Source organism: Azospirillum terrae (assembly GCF_053470425.1).
The window spans coordinates 1081827-1100471 of record NZ_JBPXMR010000001.1; the positions used below are offsets into that span (position 1 = coordinate 1081827).

Below are 18645 nucleotides of genomic sequence, written 5' to 3' on the forward strand. Positions count from 1 at the left end.
GGGTGGGAGGAGAGGCCCAGCGCTACGCCTTACACCCGGTCGCCGGGTCGTTGACCGCCTTGCCGGCGACGCCCAGCACCACTTCCTTGCCGTCCTTCACCTGACGCAGGTAAATGTCCTGGATCGGGTTGTGGGCCTTCGACAGGGTGAACTTGCCGCGCGGGCTGTCGATCTCCGCCTTTTCCATGGCGGCGTACAGCGCCTTCCTGGCGCTGATGTCGCCCTTCACCGCCGTCAGCCCCTGGGCCAGCAGCGAGGCGGCGTCATAGCCCTGCACCGCGAACACGTCGGCCTCACGCCCCGTGGCCTTCTGGAAGGCTTCGCGGAACTTCACGTTGACCGGATTGTCGAGCGTCACCGCGTAGTGCAGCGTCGTCTTGATGCCCTCCGCCGCGGCCCCGGCCGCCGCCAGCACGCCGTCCGTGAGGAAGCCCGGCCCATACAGCGGGATCTTGCCTTGCAAGCCGGCCGCCGCGTAGTCCTTGATGAACTTCAGCGCCCCGCCGCCGGAGAAGAAGCAGTAGACCGCGTCCGGCTTGAGCGCGGCGATCTCGGTCAGATAGGCCTGGAACTCGTCCTTCGGGAAGTCGGGCAGGAATTCCTTGGCAATCCGGCCACCGCCCGCAGTGAACGCTTCCTTGAAGCCGTCCAGCATTTCCTTGCCGGCCGCGTAGTTCCACGAGATCAGCGCCACGTTGCGGTGGCCGTCCTTCAGCATCACGTCGCCGCAGGGGAAGTTCGCCTGCCAGTTGGAGAAGGAGGTGCGGAACAGGTTCGGCCCGCACAGTTCGCGCGTCAGGCGATTGGAGCCGGCGTTCGGCACGATGGTCAGCGTGCCCTCCTCGCGCGCCACCTGGGCCATCGCCTCGGCGACGCCGGAGTGCACGGTGCCGACCAGCACGTCCACCTTGTCCTTGACGATCAGCTTGGCGGCGTTGTCCTTGGCCTTGGGCGGGGCGGATTCGTCATCCACTCGGACGAATTCCACCTCGACTCCGCCGAGCTTCTCGCCCAACTCGGCGAGGCGCAGCTTGAAACCGTCGGTGATGTTGTTGCCGAGCAACGCGTAGGTGCCGCTGTACGGCAGCATGAGGCCGACCTTGACGCGGGCCGGCGCGGCCATGGCGAAACGCGGCAGTCCGGCGACGGCAACGCCGGCCGCGGTTGAGGCAAGGAATTGACGGCGATTGGCAACGAACGGAGTGTCGGACACGGGGCTTCCTCCCTGGTTTGAAGCCATGGCCCCGGCCCGAAGTCTTCGCGTGACGTCTTCGGGCGGTGCCATCTGCGGGCCTGTTTGATTTTAGGCTCCTGATATTCTGGTACGGTTATACCAGAAACGACGTTTCGCTGCCAGTGATCGGAATGCCTTATCCGACTCCGGCGATGCCGCTCGCCCCTCCCTCTTGGAGCATGCTCAATCACCAGCATGCTACACATGGACAAATCGGTAAACAAGTACCATAATGCGCTTTACCGGCAATCAGCAGGACGGAGCGCATGGGCGCCGCCTCAAATATACTGCCCCGAATCGACGCGGATCACCTCGCCGGTGACGGTGCGCGCGGCTTCGGACAGCAGGAACAGCACGGCCGCCGCGATGTCCGCCACCTCGGGCAGGCGGGGCAACACCGCCTCGTCCAGCGCCTTTTGCCGGTACTCCGGGGCGAGGGCCAGCGTCATCTCGGTCAGCACCATGCCCGGCGCCACCGCGTTGACCGTCACCCCCTTGGGCCCCAGCTCGCGCGCTGCGGTCTTGGTCAGGCCAACCAGACCGGCCTTGGAGGCGGCGTAGTTCGCCTGCCCGAACTTGCCGCGCAGGCCGTTGATCGACACCACGTTGACGATGCGCCCGTAACCCGCCTCCACCATGCCCGGCGCCAGCGCCCGCAGCGTGTTGAACGCCCCGGTCAGGTTCACGTCGAGCACCGAGCGCCACTCCTCGTCGCTCATTTTCAGCAGGCTGCGGTCGCGGGTGATGCCGGCGTTGTTGACCAGCAGAACCGGCGCCTGCGGCAACCGCTCCACCGCCGCGGCAACGCTGGCGGAATCGGTGATGTCCACCAAGTGGAAGCTCAGCCGATCCTCATCCTCCGGGGCGATGCGATCGAAGACGTGAACGTCGGCGCCGGCCTGGTGCAATTCCTCGGCGATGCCGCGGCCGATGCCGCGCGCCCCGCCGGTGACCACCGCCGTCCGTCCGTCGAAGCGGAACCCGATTCCATCCATGTTATCCCCCCACACAAATATTGTTCGTTTCACCAATGATTTACGCACAAGCACCGCCACGCGGCAATCATTTTCTTTTGATCATTCGCGAGACACGCTTTTCCGACTGGACAATGTCGGTGGCGTCGCAGTGGTTTTACTTACACAACACACCGAATTATCGGAAACGGGAGGTTTCATGTCCGAGCAAATGAGCATCCTTCCACTGAAGGCGGCCGACCTCGACCGCGTGGTGGAGATCGACAAGGCGATCACCGACCGCGTGCGCCGCGGCTTTTACGAGAAACGCTTCGAGGCGTCGTCCGGCACCCCGCAGGACTTCGTCGGGCTGGCCGCGCTGCGCGAGGGGCGCGTCGTCGGATTCGTGCTGGCACACCTGCGCAGCGGCGAGTTCGGCGGCACCGCGCCGGTCGGCGTGCTGGACGCCATCGGCGTGGACCCAGCGGCCCGCGGCTTCTGCGTCGGCCAGCGCCTGCTGAGCGGGCTGGATCACGCGCTGGCGTCCCGCGGCGTCAGCGAACTGCGCACCGAGGCCGACTGGACCGAGCACAGCCTCGTCACCTTCTTCTCCTCCTCGGGTTTCCAGCTGGCGCAACGCCTGGTGCTGCACCGGACCGCGGCGCCCGTCGACGAATCGGAGGCCGAGGACGGCCTGCTGCCGCGCGACCGCATGACCATCCGCTCAATGACCGAGGGCGATCTGCCGGCCATCGTCCGCATCGACCGCCACATCACCGGCCGCGACCGCGCCTCCTACTACGCCCGCAAGGCCGACGAGGTGCTGAAGCGTTCCGGCGTGCGGGTGTCGCTGGTGGCGGAGTCGGAGGGGCTGCCGGTCGGCTTCGTCATGGCGCGGGTGGACTTCGGCGAGTTCGGCCGCACCGAACCGGTGGCGGTGATGGACACCATCGGCGTCGATCCGGCCAACCGGTCGAAGCAGGTGGGTCAGGCACTTTTGTCGCAGCTCCTCACCAACCTGCGCTCGCTGCACGTCGAACGCGTGACGACCGAGGTCGCGTGGAACGACTTCCCGCTGCTGCGCTTCCTCGACCGCAGCGGCTTCACCCTGGCCCAGCGGCTGAGCTTCGTGAAGCCGGTGGGGTAATCAGAACTTCACCTCGACCTTGCCCAGTAACGAGTGGTCCCGACCGTCGGCGCGCGCCAGCGTGCCGGCGTAGTCGGCCACCAGACTGAGCCGGTCGGAGACCTGCACCCGCACACCGACACCGGCGACCAGCGCGTCGCGGGCACCGACGCCGGGCTCGGCGGTCAGCGACGCCCCGCTGAGGCTGGCGGTGATGCGCCGGGCGTCGTGGGAGAACTCGTGCTCGTAGGCGAGGCGCACGTGCGGCGCCACCTTCGCCGTGCCCGCGCTGAACACGCCACCCAGCCGCAGCCCCACCGCCCCGGTCAGCGAGGTGGCGCTGGTCCCATCGACGCGCAGGTTCAGCGCCCCGGCATCGCGCTCGGTGAAGGAATCCGTGCGGATGCGCGCGTATCGGCCACCGACGAAGGGCCCGAGCGTCAGCGTCCCCACCGGCACGTCGTATCCCACGGTGGCGTCGGCGCTCAGCGTGTTGCCATGGGTTTCGCCGCGCGCCTGCGGCAGGAAGGCGAAGCCGGTGCTGCGGCGGATGTCCGGGTATTGGTCGAAGCTGTAGCCGAGATCGGCGTCGGCGTAGAATCCGCCCGCCTGATACCCCGCATAGGCGCTGAGCTTGGTGCTGTGCGCCTCGGCCCTCCCCTCGTCCAGGCTGCTCGACCCGAAGCCGTAGCCGATCGCGGCGCCCAGCGTCAGCCCCGGCGTCACCCGGTAGTCCGCCCCCAGCGCCACCAGCGAGCCGCGGTAGTGGAAGGCGTCCTGCCCCTCGCGCGCCTCACGGTTGCCCCAATCGTGCGTGCCGTAGAGGAACAGGCCAAACGGCCGGTCGCTCGCCGCCCCGACATCCAGCCGGTTGCCCTCCGACACCCCGCCGGCCGTGCCGCCGGTCAGCGGCGACAGCCCACTGCCCAGCACGCCGATCCCGCCGAAGCCGCCGCGCAAGGCCGCCAGGCGTTCGGAGATGGCGCGCGCCTGCTCGGCGGCGGAGAGGAACGCCATCTGCGCGCGGGCCGGCGCTGCGTTGCCGCCGGCCATCGGCGCCCGCAGGGTGGAGTCGGCGAATTGCGCGACGATCGCATGGGCGGCGGTGGTCGGGTGCAGCTTGTCGAAGAACACCGTCGTGGCGGCGCCCTGCGGCGTCGAGCAGGCGCCCGAGTCCGCCCCGACGTCCGGCGCCACGCCCAACAGGCAGGGCACGGTGGTGTTGGTGAAGCCATAGCGCCCCGGCGCCGTCAGCACGTCGCGGAACAGCGCGTTGACGTCCAGCAGCGTGATCCGCACGCCGGGCCGTCGCAGCCGGTCGACCGTCTGCGCCAGCGCGGCGTTGTGGCCGGCGATGATGGCGTTGATGCGCGCCGCGGTGCCGGGTGCGGTGGCGTCCTGCTCCCGCCCCTCCGGCGTGTCGCCCAGGTTCGGCACGTTGGGCACCAGGATCTCGCGCGCCCCGGCGTTGATCAGCAGTTGCAGGCTGTCCCGCAAATTGTTGATGGCGCTGTCCACCAGGACCGCCGGGTCGGGCGCGGTGCGGGCGTGGTTGCGGTAGTCGTTGGCGCCGCCCCAGACCACCACCAGCGTGCTCGGTCCCGGCCGCGGGCCGAACGTCACCGCGCCGCTGACCTGGGCCAGCACCCCCGGCGACGGGCTCGGCCCCAACCCGGTCTCGGCACCGCCATAGGCGCGGTCGTCAAGCGCGGTGGACGGCAGGCCCAGGCGCGGCATCAGGTGCTCGACCCAGACCGGGCCGTTGCTGAATCGCCCGTCGAAATAGGGCGGACTGGCCGGCACCGGTTGGATGGCGCGGGTGAGCGCGAAGAGATTGCCGTTGTCGGTCAGGCTGTCGCCAAAGGCCTGCACGCCGCTGTAGCTCTGCGCGAGCGCACCGGCGGGCATCGCCAGCAGGATCGGGAGCGTTGCGTGCACGAAAAGCGTACGGCGCAAGGGACCCTCCGCGCGTGGTGGTTTCCTCCCCCAACAGGCATCGGGAATAACGGTCCCGCGCTGGGTGTTTATGGAGTGAACAAGCTTCGGCGCGAGCGGTGCCATGAAAATCTTCAGAGCGGCGGTGATCGGTATCGGCCTGTTCGTTCTGGGCGGATGCGCGGTCTATGAACCCTACCCGGGCTACTCCGGCTACCCAGTCTACCCCGCTTATCCCGCCTACCCGCCCGTGGTCGTGCAGCCGCAGGTCTACGGCTTCTGGGGCGGCTACTGGGGCGGCGGGCACGGCTACTATGGTCACGGCCATGGCGGGTGGGGGCACGGCGGCGGCCATTGGCGGTGAGCGTGCTGCAAGCAGCCGGCGCCTCTCCCATTGCCGGCATCTCCGCAACCAGATATATTACCGGCTATAGTGCGGAGGCCCGCCGTGAGCAGCACATCTCAGAATCGCGCGATCAAGAACTATCGCAATCGCCTCACCGAGCGCGGGCTGGCCCGCTTCGAGGTGCTGGGCCTCGACGCCGACCGTGACCTCATCCGCTCTCTGGCAAGGCGTCTCGCCGACGACGGTCCCGACGCCGCCCGGCTTCGGGCGACGGTCAGCCGGAGCATGGCCGGCGAACCTCCGAGAAGGGGCGGCATCCTCGACGCCCTGCGCCGTTCACCGCTGGTCGATGCCGATCTCGACCTTACCCGGTCCCATGAGACCGGCCGCAAGGTCGACCTGTGACCCGCTATCTCCTCGACACCAACATCATCAGCAACGTCACCAAGCCGATCCCATCGGAATCGCTGCTGGCCTGGATGGCGGAGCAGATCGACGAGGATCTGTTCATCGCCTCGCTCACCGTCGCCGAAATCCGCCGCGGCGTGCTGGAAAAGCCGGCCGGCCGCAAGCGTGACCAGCTCGACGCCTGGTTTTCCGGCCCGGAAGGCCCCTCTGCACTCTTTGCCGGCCGCGTGCTGCCCTTCGACGAGAAGGCGGGCTTGATCTGGGCTCGGCTGATGGCCGAAGGAACCGCGAACGGGAAGCCGCGCAGCGCACTCGACACGATCATCGCGGCGATTGCCGAGGCCAACGACTGCATCGTCGTCACCGACAACGAGAAGGACTTTGCCGGCGTCGCGATCGTCAATCCTCTCCGCGAGGCGGTCTGAAAAGCAAAAAATCCCCCCGCCCACATGGGACGGAGGGGCTTTGGCGGGGGATCGCCTCAGTTTAGCCTTTCCTCACGGAAGGACGCTCAGCAAACATCAGGAATGCAGGCGCTGGTACTTCGCCTGCAATTCGTCGCGAGACTCGCGACGGTCCGGGTCGTCGATGATGCACTCGACGGGACACACGGTGCGGCACTGAGGTTCATCCTCGGCGCCAACGCATTCGGTGCACAGTTCGGCGTTGATGACGTAGACGCTCGACCCCTGACTGATGGAGTCGTTCGGGCACACCGAGACGCACGCGTCACAGGAAATGCATTCGCTGGTGATCAACAGGGCCATGGTCGGTCTCCTTAGCTCGCAAGCGCCAGCGGCTGCCGGCCGTACAGCTTCTCGTGGCGGAAGGCGCCCCACAAGGCGGCGCCGATGGCGCCGGCGAAGATCGAGTCCTCGTGGGCGCGGACGTCCAGGTTGATCTTCTCGGTCACCATGGCCTCGCGCAGCGCCGCCACCAGACCGGCGTCAAGCGCCAAGCCGCCGGTCATCAGCGCCACCCCGTCCACCGCACCCACCGCCTTCAGCAGCTTGGCGAGGCGCACAGCCATCGACACGTGGATGCCCTTCAGGATGTTGGCGGCCGAGATGCCACGGCTGACCATGTTGATGACGTCGGTCTCCGCCAGCACGGCACAGATCGAGGACACCTTCTCCGGGTCGTCGGCCTGCTGCGACAGCGTGCCGATCTCGTCCTGGGCGATGCCCAGATAGCGCGCGATGTTCTCCAGGAACTGGCCGGAGCCCGAGGCGCACTGGCTGGTCATGCGGTAGCTCAGCACCTTGCCGCGCTCGTCCACCGAGATGGCGCGGCCGTGCAGGGCGCCGATGTCCAGGGCCGCACGGGCGTTCGCATTCAGATAGATCGCGCCACGGGCGTGCGTGGTCATCGAGTAGAAGTGCCCGGTGTGGAAGTCGAGGTTCTCGCCCTCGCCGGTCGTGGCGACGTACGCCACGTCGGCGCGCTTGAGCCCGGTTTCGGCGAGGAGGCCGTCGTAGCACTCCTCGGCCAACTGGTAGGGGTCACGCTGGCGGATGCGCTCCAGCGAGCGGGCGAGCCACTTGGTCTCGCCGTTCTCGGACGAGAACAGCACGCTCTTGACGCAGCCGGTGCCGATGTCGATGCCTGCGGTGATGGTCATGGGCGTATCCTCCGCGTCAGTTCATCACCGCCCGCTGGGCGAATGCAGCGCCGCCCAGCGCACCGGTGTAGATGGAGTCGGGGTCGATGTTGATGGTGACGTCGCCGTAGTTCTCCTTGATGAGCTTGCGCAGCTCACGCACCGCCGCCTCGTTCTTGGCGACGCCGCCGGTGAAGGTGAACTGGTCGCGGATGCCGCCGGAGCGCGAGATGATCGACATGGCGCGCAGGATGATGGCGCGGTGCAGACCGGCCAGGATGTCCTCGCGCTTCTCGCCCAGCGCCAGCCGGTCGCGCAGCTCGGCCCCGGCGAACACCGTGCAGGTCGAGTTGATGCGCACCGAACGGGTGGACTTCATCGCCAGCGGACCCAGCTCGTGCAGGCCCATGTTCATCTCGTCGGCGATGTAGCCGAGATAGCGTCCGCAGCCGGCCGCGCAGCGGTCGTTCATCTGGAAGTTCTCGACGATGCCGTGCGGATCGACCTGAATGGCCTTGGTGTCCTGGCCGCCGATGTCGAGCACGGTGCGGGTGTCGCCGAACATGATGTGCGCGCCGAGCCCGTGGCACAGGATCTCCGAGCGGATGTGCTCCTTGGGGAACGGCAGGCGGACGCGGCCGTAGCCGGTGCCGACCACGTAGGTCTCCTCCAGCGGGATCTCCAGCGCCGCCCCCACCGGCTTGCGCACGGCGTCGGCGTCAACACCGGCGCCGTCGGTCAGCGTGCTGTCCAGCGCGGTGATGAACTTCGACTCCATGGTGCCGGCCGGCGGCCGGTTCTCCACCTCGATGATCGACTTGTCGTAGACGTTGAGCACGAGGTCGAAGGACAGTCCGGCCTCCTTGCACGCCTCGGTCGCCACCGTCATGAAGCGCGAGCCGGCGATGTCGCGGAAGAAGTCGGAGCGCCGCTTGGCGCCGGGGGCGAAGATCTCGAACGACTCCTGGCGCAGCTTGCCGAAAATGTGCGCCAGCGTCTCGTGGATGGCCTTCTCACGGCCGGCGAAGCGGGGACCCGCGGTGTTGCGGATGCAGGTCTCTTCCAGGTCGGTCAGCTGATCGACGAACTGGACGCGGCGGAAGTGGCGCTCCAGGTCGGAGAGGAAGCCGTCAACCTTGCCGGACAGCGACGACACGTCGGTCAGACCGCGGCGGACCAGCGTGAAGCGCGTGTCGATCAGCGCCTCCCGCTTGGAGACCGCGGCCGCCGTGTCGTAGTTGGAGCGCGAGTTGGTGATGCCGCGGCCGAGCACCGCGCAGTTCTCGTCCATGACCACCGCCTTGGTGGTCGTGGAGCCGAGGTCGATGCCGATGAAACACTTCATGGTGCGTTTCCCCCTCAGGCGGCCGGAGCGAAGGCGCGGCGCTTCTGGTCGATCATCTGGAAGTAGCTTTCCAGGCGGTTCTTGACGTTCGCCGCCGAGAAGTAGCGCGGGTCCACCAGATCGGTTTCGATGAAGGCGCCGGGCTTGCCGGTGCGCTTCTCGATCTCGCGCATCATCAAAAGCTGGCCGGCCGAGAAGCTGTTGCAGCTCTTGATCGAGTTGATCAGCAGGCCATCGGCCTCGAACTCGTTGACGTACTTCTCGAGCAGGTCGACGCGCTGCGGCAGGTTGCGGTTGGTGTAGCAACCCAGGCAGTAGTCGGCGAGGCTCTCCAGCGGGTTGTCGGGATCGTGGCGGAAGCCCTGGTCGTACATGCCGCCGACCTTGGTGTAGGTGGAGGCCACCACCACCGCGCCTTCGTCGTAGAACATCTTCCAGAACTCGCGGAAGCTGGTCCAGTTGGGCGGGCCTTCGACCACCAGCCGGTACTTCTGCTCCTTCATCTCGCCTTCCGGCGTCAGCGGGCCGAGGCCGAGGCGCATGCGCTCCTCGATTTCGGCGCGCAGCAGGCGATAGTACTCGACCGCGTCGTCGGTGCCGCGGAAGGCGGTGAAGATCGGGCCGATGTAGTAGACGCCGCCGAAATAGGCGTCGATCGGCGTCGGCTTGTTCTTCGCCGTGTCCAGCACCCAGACCAGATCATCCTCGGCCTTGGCCGAGCGGCGCAGGTTCTCGCGCAGGCGGTCGATGTCGAACTTGACGCCCGAGACCTTCTCCAGCGCCGGGATGACATCTTCCTTCAGCTGCTTGACGATGTAGTCTCGCATGTTCTGCGTGGTCTGGCCATCGCCCTGGTAGGGGACGTGCAGCATCACGGTCGGGCAGTTGTACTCGGCGCGCAGCAGCTCGAACCACTTCATGAAGGTGAAGCAGCCGGTGTAGCTGAGCAGCAGCAGGTCCGGATCGGGCAGCGGCTTGCCGTTGGGGGCGAGGTTGCCGCGCTTCATCATGCCGAGGTCGGCCTTGACGTACGTGCAGACGTCCTCGGAATGGCCCCCCTTCTCGGCCTCGGTGATGTAGTTGCCCGAGAGCTTCTTCATCCCGTTCTGGATGGCGTTGATCTCCGGCAGGTTGTTGAGCATGTCGAAGCACATGATCAACTCGTTGAGGTTGCCGGGGACGAAGGTGGAGGCCACCTTGCGGCCGTGATCCTTGGTGCTGGTGAGAAGATCGTAGTTGTTGGCGATCATCTCCTTCTGCTTCAGCATCGAGGCTTCTTTGATGACGTCCTGCTGGCTCATGCGGCGCTCCACAGCTTGATGGAATCGGCAAAGGTGCCGGCCTGTTCGCGGATGGGCTGCATCTGCCCGGAGTTTTCGGCGTACTTGAAGGAGATGTACGGAATGCCGTTCGCCTTCAGCTTGGCCTGCAGCATCGGCCGCTCGAGGAGCGCCGGGTCGCAGAAGCTGGGCGCGGCGAAGATCACCCCCTCGGCGCCGGTCTTGCGCACGGACTGGAGCAGGAACTTGCCCTTGTCCTCCTCGTTCGTGACGTACTTGGCCGCCGTCTCGATCGACTGGTGCAGGAAGGCGTGTGCCAGGTTGGCGAGCGGATCGCCCTCCAGCGGCACGTCCGCCATCAGCCAGCGGTTCACCAGCATGAAGTCGTCGTCGACGATGTAGCAGCCGGACATCTCGATCGACTTGATGAGGTTGAGCGGCGGCTGCTCGCAGAAGGCGCCGTTCAGCACGACGCGGCAGTTGTCGCGCACCGGCCGGTCCTCGGCCTTCGCGGCGGCGAGGTAGTCCTTCATGAGCTGGTTGTGCTCCTCGACCGGGAGCACGTTGCCGGCCCGCATCAGCAGGTAGACGTCCGCGGACGGCGCCTTCCACGGCGTCTGGGCACGGAACCCGTAGACCTCGCGGACCAGCCGGCGGTTCTCGTTGTAGACGGCGATGGAGTTGCGCAGCGCCTCGTCGGTGATCTTGGCGCCGCTCAGGTGCTCCAGCCCCTCACGGAGTTCCTGGAGTTCCTTGGCGTAGTAGTAGCCGCCGACCTCGTCCTTGTAGTTCTGCGGCGTGTCGAAGAACCGCGTGTAGACCTTCGGGAACAGCAGCTTCCAAATGCCCGACAGGTTGCGGATGACGTCGCAGACGAACGGGAACAGCATGCCGTCGACGAAGTCCAGCTTGCCGGTGATGCCGAGTTCCAGCGTCGAGCGCGGGATACGGCAGATGTAGCTCTGGTAGTAGGCGTCGCCGTGGATGACTTCCATGTTCTCGCCGCCGCCGAGGATGCCGAGCGGCAGCATGTTGGCGGCGTGGATCAGTTCGCGCGGCACGTAGACCGGCATGTAGCCGACAACCTTGCGGCCGGGCGCGGCGTCCTTCCAGGCCCGCGCGGCGGTGAAGTCCAGGTCGTCGAAAAGTTCCTGGCAACGCGCGGTGATGGCCGCGGTGGAGAGGGAGCTTGCGGGCATGGGTCAGTGGTCCTCCCAGTGTGCGGCCCGCTTGTCGAGAAACGCCGTGAGACCTTCCACGGCGTCACGCGTCGACATCAGGCCGTCGATGTACAGTCTTTCGAGGGAAGCGAGCTTGCTGCGCACCCGCTCCACCATGTCGAGGCGGGCGGCGGCGACTGCGAAGCGCAGGGACGAGGCGGAATGCTTGGCGACGTGGGTGTCGAACCACGCCAGCGCCGCCGCCTCGGGGTCGTCGGCCACGGCGTTGAGCAGGCCGGTGCGGAGGGCCTCCTCAGCATCGATGCTGCGGCCGGAGTACAGCAGGTCCTCGGCGGCACCGCGTTGCATGCGCTCGGGCAGCAGGCAGGAGGCGGCCGGGGCGAAGACGCCCAGAACGATCTCCGGCTGGCCGAACTTGGCGTCGGGGGATGCGAACAGCAGGTGGCCGCTTGCGGCGACCTCCAGCCCGCCGCCGAGGCACTGGCCCTTGATCGAGACCAGGATCGGCACGGGATAGGCCACCATGCGCAGGACCAGCTGGTGCAGCGCCGCCAGCATGCCCTTGAAGCTGTCCGGCATATGCTCCTGCACGCTGGCGCCGAAGCTGAAGTGCGGGCCTTCGTGGTCGAGCAGCACGGCGCGGATGGCCGGAGCCTCCGGATCGGGGAACGCCGCCGCGGCGAGAGCCGCATCCAGCGCGCCGATCATCGCCGCATCGACGATGTTGGCCTTGGGCCGGGCGAGGCGCAGCCGCAGCAAGCGGCCGTCGCGCTCACGCCAGACCTTGAGCGGCCCTTCGGAGAGAGGTGGGGCGGTCATCACGCCTTCCCCTTGGCGCCGGGCATCAGGCTCTCGGTCAGTTCCGGCGTCCACGGCGTGCCGACGGCCAGCGCCTGACGCAGCGCCACGAAGTCGATCTCGCGGTCCTCCTTGGTGCCCTCGTTGAAGGCGCGGAAGCCGGCGCGGGCTTCCGTCATCATGTTGAGGGCCAGCCAGGCGCGCGAGTTCTCCTTGTTGGCGTCCCAGGCCTGGAGCTTGGGCTTGCGGAGTTCCTCGATGGTCTTGGTGGTGCAGTCCGGGAAGGTCAGCAGCAGCTTGGCGCACAGCGCCTCGACCTTCTCGTCGAGCAGGGACAGGTCAACCACGCCCTGCTTCATCACCGCCTTGGCCTCGGCGAGATCGTCGCCGGTCTTGGCCTCGCCGTGCAGGATGCGGCCGTAGTCGTCGAGATACCTGTCGGTCCACACCAGCGGGTTGGCGACGAACTTGCCGTCCACCTTCAGCGCCGGGACGATGTCGGTGATCATGCCCTCGCGGTAGGCGCGGTGCGCCGACCACGGCTCGCACAGCACGCCGGACTCCATGGCCCGCTCGTTGCCGACCAGAACCGGCAGGAAGTCGGTGGCGCCGCCGATCGGGGCGGAGCCGTGCTTCGGCCCGGCCTGACCGAAGCGGGCCATGTCCTGGGCGACGGTGAAGTCGCAGGCCATGCCGATTTCCTGGCCGCCGCCGATGCGCATGCCGTTGACGCGGCAGATCACCGGCTTGTCGCAGCCCAGGATGGCCGAGACCATGTCGTTGAACAGCCGCATGTACTGCCGGTATTCCTGCGGGTTGCCGGCGTAGTACTCGGCGTATTCCTTGGTGTTGCCGCCGGTGCAGAAGGCCTTGTCGCCAGCCCCGGTGAACACCACGCACACCACGTCCCGCGCGTTCGACGCGGCGCGGAAGCCGAGGATGACCTTCTTCACCATGTCGGTGGTGTAGCTGTTGAACTGCGCCGGGTTGTTCAGGGTGATCCAGGCGTTGAACAGCCCCGGAACGACGCTGCCGTCCGGACGGCGGGCCGGGCGCTTCTCGAACAGAACGCTCGGCGCCGGGCCGTTGAACTCGACCAGCGCGAGGTCATGGTCCTTGACCTCGGCCGGGGCGGTGCTGCGGATGACGGATTTGGTATCGGCGGTCATTGGTCTGTTTCCTCCCGTCACGCCGCCGGCACGAGGATGGCGCGGCGCTTCAGCTTGCGCGCGTGGGCCTCGTGGAAGACGTGGTTGATGTCGTTGAGCGGGTGGCGCTCCACGAAGTGCGCCAGCTTGATCTTGCCGTCGAGCACGAGGTCCAGCGCCGCGGGGTACAGCTCCGGCGGGCAGCCCCAGTTGCCCAGCGCGCGGGCGTGGAAGGCCATCAGGTTCGACAGCCGCACCTCGACCTTGTCCATGGTGAAGCCGACGACGCACAGCGTGGCGCCGTGGACCAGCAGATTGTAGGCGGTGGTCTGGCCGGCACCGGTGCCGGAGCACTCGAAGATCACCCACTCGCGCTGGCTCAGTCCCTGCGCCTTGGCGAAGGCGCCGATTTCTTTCTTCAGCGCGCGCGCGTCGAACTCGCGGACGTTGAAGGTCTTGGCGGCACCGTACTCGGCAAGCGCGTTCAGCTTGTCCTGATCGACGTCGAGCGCCACCACCGTCGCCCCGAACGCCGCCGCCACCTGCACGCAGTGGGTGCCGACGCCGCCGACGCCGATGACGATGGCGAGTTGGCCGGGCTGCACGCCCGCCTGCACCACCGCCTGATAGGGCGTGGTCACCGCGTCGGCGACCACCGAGACGTCGGCCAGTTCCAGCCCGACCGCGGCGAGGCGCGTCTCGTCCACCGGACACAGGCCGTAGGCCGGCACCACGATGTGGGTGCCGAAGCCGCCCTGGATGTCGTTGCCGGGCATTTTCTGGTTCGGGCAGATCGTGCCCTTGCCGCGCTTGCACAGGTCGCAGGTGCCGCAGGGAACCACCGCCGGGACGATCACCGCCTTGCCCAGCCAGGACTCGGCGCCGGCGCCCACCGCGGACACCCGGCCCGAAATCTCGTGCCCCAGCGTCAGCGGCAGCGGCTGGTTGGTGCGCACGCCGTCGTAGTAGTAGCCGAGGTCCGTGTGGCAGACGCCGCAGCCGGCGATCTGCACAACCACCTCGCCCGGACCGGGCGTGGGGTCCATCGGCACCTGCGCCATCGGTTCGCCCGCGGCGGTCATCACCCATCGATGAGGCTGTGGTGACAAGGGTCGTCTCCTCCTTCGGGTTCTTGCCGGATCCGCTTCGATCCCGAAGCGCCGCCGTCCCGTTTCAATTACGCATAGCAGTACCGAATTACCTATTTGCCGTCAAGCCCCGTTTTGCAACCCGATCATCAGCGCCGCTAACATTTGCGAATTCGGGGGATCTGTGACCACCGTCACAGCGGACGCACCACCGGCTGGCTAGCCTGAAGACGAATCAAGCGGTCAAGCGTTGGAGCGTGTCATGCAGGGGATGATGATCAGCGACGACCTGCGCGAGGAACTCGCGGCGATCGGCCGCTTCCTCACCCAGATGGAAACGCGGCGCAAGCAGCACCCGACCCGGCTGCTGGCCACCCGGTTGCTGCGCGTCGAGAAGAAGCTGCCCACGGAACTGCGCCGGGAGAGCCTGATTTCCCAGGTGGCGGCGATGATCTACGACGGTCAGCTCGACCCGCTGACCGAACTGACCATCCTGCGGATGGCGTGGGCGTCGTCGGTGCGGGCTCTGGCGAAGACCTACGGATTCCAGGTCATCGAGACCACGCCGAAGCAGCGCAGCTCGCGGGCGGCTTGAGCTTTTCCCTCAGACGCCGGGCGGCCGCATCCGCGGCCTTGGCTTCGCGGCCATGAGGCCGCGGGGGCTCAATGCCCCAGCAGCGTTTTCCGCAGCGCTGCGCACTACAGCCGCCCCTTCCCCTTCACGTACTTCGCTAGCTCACCGTCGCAGCTCTTGGAGACGCGCTTGTATTCCTCCAGCGTGTCCACCTTGGCCTGACGCTTCTCGCGCTCGGCGGTGAATTCCCGCATCAGCTCACGGAACGCCGCGTCGATGGGCTGGCGCAGCGTCGCCATGGCTTGCTCCTGGCTGCGCGCCCTTACGGTGCCCAGGCGGCCGATGACCGTCTCCAGCCGGCGCCGGAAGCCGGGCATGAACTCGCGCAGCAGCGCTTCGTCCGTTGCGACGTGCTTCATCTCGTGGTTCAGCACCTCGCGCTGGATGCAGCTGCCCTGCGGCAGCTCGCGCGCCACATAGACGATGCGCTCCTGGAATCCGAAATTGACGGTCAGCTTGGACAGCGCGGCGCAGACCGAACCGCCCGGCTGCGGCGTGTAATTGGCGCCGACCTGCCAGCGCTCGCCGAAGGTGGCGTGCGCCAGCCCCAGCACCTGCCCGTTTTGCGCCCCCACCGGCCCCGCAGACCGGCCGGGCATGGCCTGGAGCTGCGGCAGCGTCTTGTCGAAGTCGCGCTTGAGCGGCATCACCTGCGTGTCGATCTGCAACGCCGGCCGGTCGAATCGCGGACAGCCCGCACCCTGCGCCGCCGCCGGCCGGGTCAGCGCCGGCACGGCGAGCAGCGCCAGGGCCGTAAGGAGGAGGCGGTGCGGGATCATCCCGTCATATCTCGGGGTGGTCCGGCACCGCCGCAAGATCCGCCTCAGCGGCTAGGCTGCCCCGGATAGAGGAAGCGCGTGCGCAGCGTGCCGTCGATGGCGCGCAGATCGTTGAGGACGTCGCCCTCGTCCACATCGCCGTCGGCGTCGATGACGACGTAGCCCAGTTCCGGGTCCGTCTGCAGATACTGCGCGGCGATGTTCAGGTCGCGCGACGAGAACACGTCGTTGATCTTGCGCAGCACGCCCGGCACGTTGCGGTGGATGTGCAGGAAGCGCGTCGCCCCGTCGTGCACCGGCAGGCCGGCCTGCGGGAAGTTCACCGCCCCGATGGTCGAGCCGTTGTCGGAATACTCGATCAGCTTCTGCGCCACCTCGGTGCCGATGTTGGCCTGCGCCTCCAGGGTCGAGCCGCCGATGTGCGGCGTCAGGATGACGTTGTCGAGGTTGCGCAGCGGGCTCTCGAACGCTTCCTTGTCGCCGCCCGGCTCCTTGGGGAAGACGTCGATGGCGGCGCCCAGCAGGTGCCGGCTCTCCAGCGCCCCGACCAGCGCCGGGATGTCCACCACCTTCCCGCGCGCGGCGTTGATCAGGTAGCCGCCCTTCTTCATCGCCTTGATCTGCGCCGGGCCGATCATGTTGCGGGTCTGCGCCGTGTCCGGCACGTGCAGCGTCACCACGTCGGAGGTCGCCAGCAGCTCGTCCAGCGTGTCGCAGGGGCGCGCGTTGCCCAGCGCCAGCTTGCGCGCCACGTCGTAGTAGCGCACCTGCATGCCCATCGCCTCGGCCATGATCGACACCTGCGTGCCGATGTGGCCGTAGCCGACGATGCCCAGCGTCTTGCCGCGGATCTCGTAAGAGTCCTTGGCCGACTTCATCCAGCCGCCGGCGTGCACCAGGGTCGACTTGGAGAAGATGCCGCGCATCAGCATGATGATCTCGCCGATCACCAGCTCCGCCACCGAGCGGGTGTTGGAGTACGGCGCGTTGAACACCGGAATGCCGCGCGCGCGGGCCGCCTTCAGGTCCACCTGGTTGGTGCCGATGCAGAAGCAGCCGACGCTGAACAGCCGCTCCGCCGCCTCCAGCGCCTTGGCGGTCAGCTGCGTGCGCGAGCGGATGCCCAGCATGTGCACCGAGCCGATGCGCTCGATCAGTTCCGCCTCGTCCAGCGCCAAAGGCAGGCGCTCGATCGTGGCGTAGCCGCGCGCCTCCAACTCGGAGATGGCGTTGTCGTGCACGCCTTCGAGCAGCAGGATCTGGATCTTTTCCTTGGAGAACGACAGCTTGGTCACGGCAGGCACCCGGTTCTAAAATCGGCGAGGGCGCAAGGTAGCGTCCTCGCGATTTGTTGTCACGGGCTTCGGCGGTGCAGCATGGCCGCTTGGCGTGCCGCGCAGACCAAGCTATCTGTGGGCAGGCAGACCAAAGGATTGAGAGAGGCGGCCATGACCGACACCGTGACCATCTACCACAACCCGCGTTGCAGCAAGTCGCGCCAGACGCTGGAACTGCTCCAGGCCAATGGCGTCGAGCCGCGAGTCGTGGATTACCTGAAGACGCCGCCCAGCGCCGCCGAACTGGCGGACATCCTCGCCAAGCTCGGCAAGCGCCCGGCCGAGATCCTGCGCGCCAAGGAAGCCGCCGAGGCCGGCGTCGCCAAGGATCTGCCAGACGCCCAGCTGATCGCCGCCATGGTCGCCAACCCGGCCGTGATCGAGCGCCCCATCGTGGTGAAGGGCGCCCGGGCTCGCCTCGGCCGCCCGCCGGAACAGGTGCTGGAGATCCTCTAGACTTCCCCTCCCGCGAGGTGCGACAAGTGGGCGCGTGGAGCCGAACGGGTTAACTCCGTTAGGGTCCACAGCATCCCGTCCCCATGCCCGCCCCCGTGCGTCCGGGGGCATCCGAACCGGAGAGAGTGACCCATGATCCTGGACCTCGAGGCTGTAAAGGCCGCGACCGTGTCGAACGACCCGTTCCCGCACCTCGTGGTCCCGAACTTCCTGAACGGCGAACGGCTGCGGAAGGTCATGGACGATTTCCCCGGCATCGACATGCCCGGCCTCTTCCCGGTCGAGGAGGTCAGCGGCGGGCCGGCCTTCGACGCGCTGCTCAAGGACATGAACAGCGCCGAACTCGGCGCCATCATGGGCGAGAAGTTCGGCGTCGATCTGGCGAACCGCCCGACCATGACCACCGTGCGCTCCCGCGCCCGCGCCCGCGACGGCCAGATCCACCTGGACGCCGATTTCAAGATGGTCACCCTGCTGCTGTACCTGAACGACAGCTGGCAGAGCCCGGACGGCTGGCTGCGCACGCTGCGCGGCCCCGGCGACATCACCAACTTCGCCGGTCAGGTGGCGCCGCAGGGCGGCCTGCTGTTCGCCTTCAAGTGCACGCCCGAGGCGTGGCACGGCCACACCTCGTTCGAGGGCGAGCGGCGCTATGTGATGATGAACTACTGCGTCGACCGCGCCTCGATGGCGCGCGAACACGCCCGCCACCGCTTCACCGCCAAGGTGAAGAAGTTCAAGCGCCTGTTCGGCATCGGCAAGATCGCGGCGTAGCCGCATGCCCCATGGGCTTCGACCAAAGTAGCATGGATGGTGGGGACCTTCCTCAGTACGCTTGATGAACAAATCCGGGCAAACCGGATTTTGCCAAGACCGGCATCCGAGCACTGGAGGGAGTCCCCATGAAGACCTGGCGCAAGCCCAAGATCGTCGAAATCGCGGTCGGCACCGAGATCAACGCCTACGCCTGCGCGGATCTCTAAGCCCGCCCTCACGA

The 18645-nt window shown here is 67.3% G+C and carries 21 protein-coding genes; 8 read left to right on the forward strand and 13 right to left on the reverse strand.

Annotated elements, in window-relative coordinates:
• Window positions 1-22 precede the first annotated feature (22 nt).
• Together ACSVDD_RS05130 and fabG are read right to left on the reverse strand one after the other, a co-directional pair.
• Window positions 23-1213 carry an ABC transporter substrate-binding protein gene (locus ACSVDD_RS05130; protein ID WP_448188206.1) on the reverse strand — a complete coding sequence of 397 codons (1191 nt, stop codon included), beginning with the start codon at window positions 1211-1213 and terminating at the stop codon, window positions 23-25.
• Between the two features lie 299 nt (window positions 1214-1512).
• On the reverse strand, window positions 1513-2229 hold the full coding sequence (gene fabG, locus ACSVDD_RS05135) for a 3-oxoacyl-ACP reductase FabG (protein ID WP_448188207.1): 717 nt from the start codon (window positions 2227-2229) through the stop codon (window positions 1513-1515).
• Window positions 2230-2407: 178 nt separating this feature from the next.
• Between fabG and ACSVDD_RS05140 the strand changes: the two genes are divergently transcribed.
• The gene (locus ACSVDD_RS05140) at window positions 2408-3334 is read left to right on the forward strand and encodes a GNAT family N-acetyltransferase (protein ID WP_448188208.1); all 927 of its coding nucleotides are present in this window, start codon (window positions 2408-2410) and stop codon (window positions 3332-3334) included.
• On the opposite strand, the gene ACSVDD_RS05145 is transcribed toward ACSVDD_RS05140, so the two are convergent.
• On the reverse strand, window positions 3335-5269 hold the full coding sequence (locus ACSVDD_RS05145) for an autotransporter domain-containing protein (RefSeq protein WP_448188209.1): 1935 nt from the start codon (window positions 5267-5269) through the stop codon (window positions 3335-3337).
• 103 nt (window positions 5270-5372) lie between these two features.
• Between ACSVDD_RS05145 and ACSVDD_RS05150 the strand changes: the two genes are divergently transcribed.
• The 3 genes from ACSVDD_RS05150 to ACSVDD_RS05160 all read left to right on the forward strand — a co-directional run bounded on the left by ACSVDD_RS05150 (window position 5373) and on the right by ACSVDD_RS05160 (window position 6427).
• Entirely contained in the window at window positions 5373-5612 is a 240-nt protein-coding gene (locus ACSVDD_RS05150) for a hypothetical protein (RefSeq protein WP_448188210.1), read from the forward strand.
• An 84-nt stretch (window positions 5613-5696) separates the two neighbouring features.
• Window positions 5697-5999: a hypothetical protein gene (locus ACSVDD_RS05155; RefSeq protein ID WP_448188211.1), complete on the forward strand. Its 303-nt coding sequence runs from the start codon at window positions 5697-5699 to the stop codon at window positions 5997-5999.
• Window positions 5996-6427, forward strand: coding sequence for a type II toxin-antitoxin system VapC family toxin (locus ACSVDD_RS05160; RefSeq protein WP_448188212.1), 432 nt, complete (start codon window positions 5996-5998; stop codon window positions 6425-6427). The genes ACSVDD_RS05155 and ACSVDD_RS05160 overlap by 4 nt, the downstream gene beginning before the upstream one ends.
• A 96-nt stretch (window positions 6428-6523) precedes the next feature.
• Here the strand turns inward: ACSVDD_RS05160 and ACSVDD_RS05165 are convergent, their stop codons facing one another.
• From ACSVDD_RS05165 to had, 8 genes are read right to left on the reverse strand one after another with little or no spacing between them, the layout of a single operon-like run.
• The gene (locus ACSVDD_RS05165) at window positions 6524-6769 is read right to left on the reverse strand and encodes a YfhL family 4Fe-4S dicluster ferredoxin (RefSeq protein WP_448188213.1); all 246 of its coding nucleotides are present in this window, start codon (window positions 6767-6769) and stop codon (window positions 6524-6526) included.
• 11 nt (window positions 6770-6780) lie between these two features.
• Entirely contained in the window at window positions 6781-7623 is an 843-nt protein-coding gene (gene bcrD, locus ACSVDD_RS05170; protein ID WP_448188214.1) for a benzoyl-CoA reductase subunit D, read from the reverse strand.
• A 16-nt stretch (window positions 7624-7639) separates the two neighbouring features.
• Entirely contained in the window at window positions 7640-8947 is a 1308-nt protein-coding gene (gene bcrA / locus ACSVDD_RS05175) for a benzoyl-CoA reductase subunit A (protein ID WP_448188215.1), read from the reverse strand.
• Window positions 8948-8961: 14 nt separating this feature from the next.
• Complete coding sequence (bcrB, locus tag ACSVDD_RS05180) at window positions 8962-10248, reverse strand: benzoyl-CoA reductase subunit B (RefSeq protein ID WP_448188216.1); 1287 nt, start codon at window positions 10246-10248, stop codon at window positions 8962-8964.
• Window positions 10245-11426, reverse strand: a complete 1182-nt coding sequence (gene bcrC / locus ACSVDD_RS05185; RefSeq protein WP_448188217.1) for a benzoyl-CoA reductase subunit C — start codon at window positions 11424-11426, stop codon at window positions 10245-10247. The genes bcrB and bcrC overlap by 4 nt, the downstream gene beginning before the upstream one ends.
• 3 nt (window positions 11427-11429) lie before the next feature.
• Window positions 11430-12227, reverse strand: a complete 798-nt coding sequence (locus tag ACSVDD_RS05190; RefSeq protein ID WP_448188218.1) for a cyclohexa-1,5-dienecarbonyl-CoA hydratase — start codon at window positions 12225-12227, stop codon at window positions 11430-11432.
• Window positions 12227-13375, reverse strand: coding sequence for a 6-oxocyclohex-1-ene-1-carbonyl-CoA hydratase (oah, locus tag ACSVDD_RS05195; protein ID WP_448188219.1), 1149 nt, complete (start codon window positions 13373-13375; stop codon window positions 12227-12229). The genes ACSVDD_RS05190 and oah overlap by 1 nt, the downstream gene beginning before the upstream one ends.
• Window positions 13376-13392: 17 nt before the next feature.
• Entirely contained in the window at window positions 13393-14436 is a 1044-nt protein-coding gene (gene had, locus ACSVDD_RS05200) for a 6-hydroxycyclohex-1-ene-1-carbonyl-CoA dehydrogenase (RefSeq protein WP_448188220.1), read from the reverse strand.
• Window positions 14437-14704: 268 nt separating this feature from the next.
• Here had and ACSVDD_RS05205 point away from each other — a divergent pair, with 268 nt between their 5' ends.
• The gene (locus ACSVDD_RS05205) at window positions 14705-15037 is read left to right on the forward strand and encodes a hypothetical protein (RefSeq protein WP_448188221.1); all 333 of its coding nucleotides are present in this window, start codon (window positions 14705-14707) and stop codon (window positions 15035-15037) included.
• Window positions 15038-15141: 104 nt separating this feature from the next.
• On the opposite strand, the gene ACSVDD_RS05210 is transcribed toward ACSVDD_RS05205, so the two are convergent.
• Both ACSVDD_RS05210 and serA read right to left on the reverse strand, forming a co-directional pair.
• The gene (locus ACSVDD_RS05210) at window positions 15142-15855 is read right to left on the reverse strand and encodes a hypothetical protein (RefSeq protein WP_448188222.1); all 714 of its coding nucleotides are present in this window, start codon (window positions 15853-15855) and stop codon (window positions 15142-15144) included.
• A gap of 44 nt (window positions 15856-15899) precedes the next feature.
• Window positions 15900-17150, reverse strand: a complete 1251-nt coding sequence (gene serA / locus ACSVDD_RS05215; protein ID WP_448188223.1) for a phosphoglycerate dehydrogenase — start codon at window positions 17148-17150, stop codon at window positions 15900-15902.
• Window positions 17151-17303: 153 nt separating this feature from the next.
• Between serA and arsC the strand changes: the two genes are divergently transcribed.
• The 3 genes from arsC (at window position 17304) to pqqA (ending at window position 18631) form a co-directional block, all read left to right on the forward strand.
• Window positions 17304-17648, forward strand: a complete 345-nt coding sequence (gene arsC / locus ACSVDD_RS05220) for an arsenate reductase (glutaredoxin) (protein WP_448188224.1) — start codon at window positions 17304-17306, stop codon at window positions 17646-17648.
• Between the two features lie 132 nt (window positions 17649-17780).
• Window positions 17781-18422 carry a 2OG-Fe(II) oxygenase gene (locus tag ACSVDD_RS05225; protein ID WP_448188225.1) on the forward strand — a complete coding sequence of 214 codons (642 nt, stop codon included), beginning with the start codon at window positions 17781-17783 and terminating at the stop codon, window positions 18420-18422.
• Window positions 18423-18550: 128 nt separating this feature from the next.
• Entirely contained in the window at window positions 18551-18631 is an 81-nt protein-coding gene (gene pqqA, locus ACSVDD_RS05230) for a pyrroloquinoline quinone precursor peptide PqqA (RefSeq protein WP_109122904.1), read from the forward strand.
• The last annotated feature ends 14 nt before the right edge of the window (window positions 18632-18645 follow it).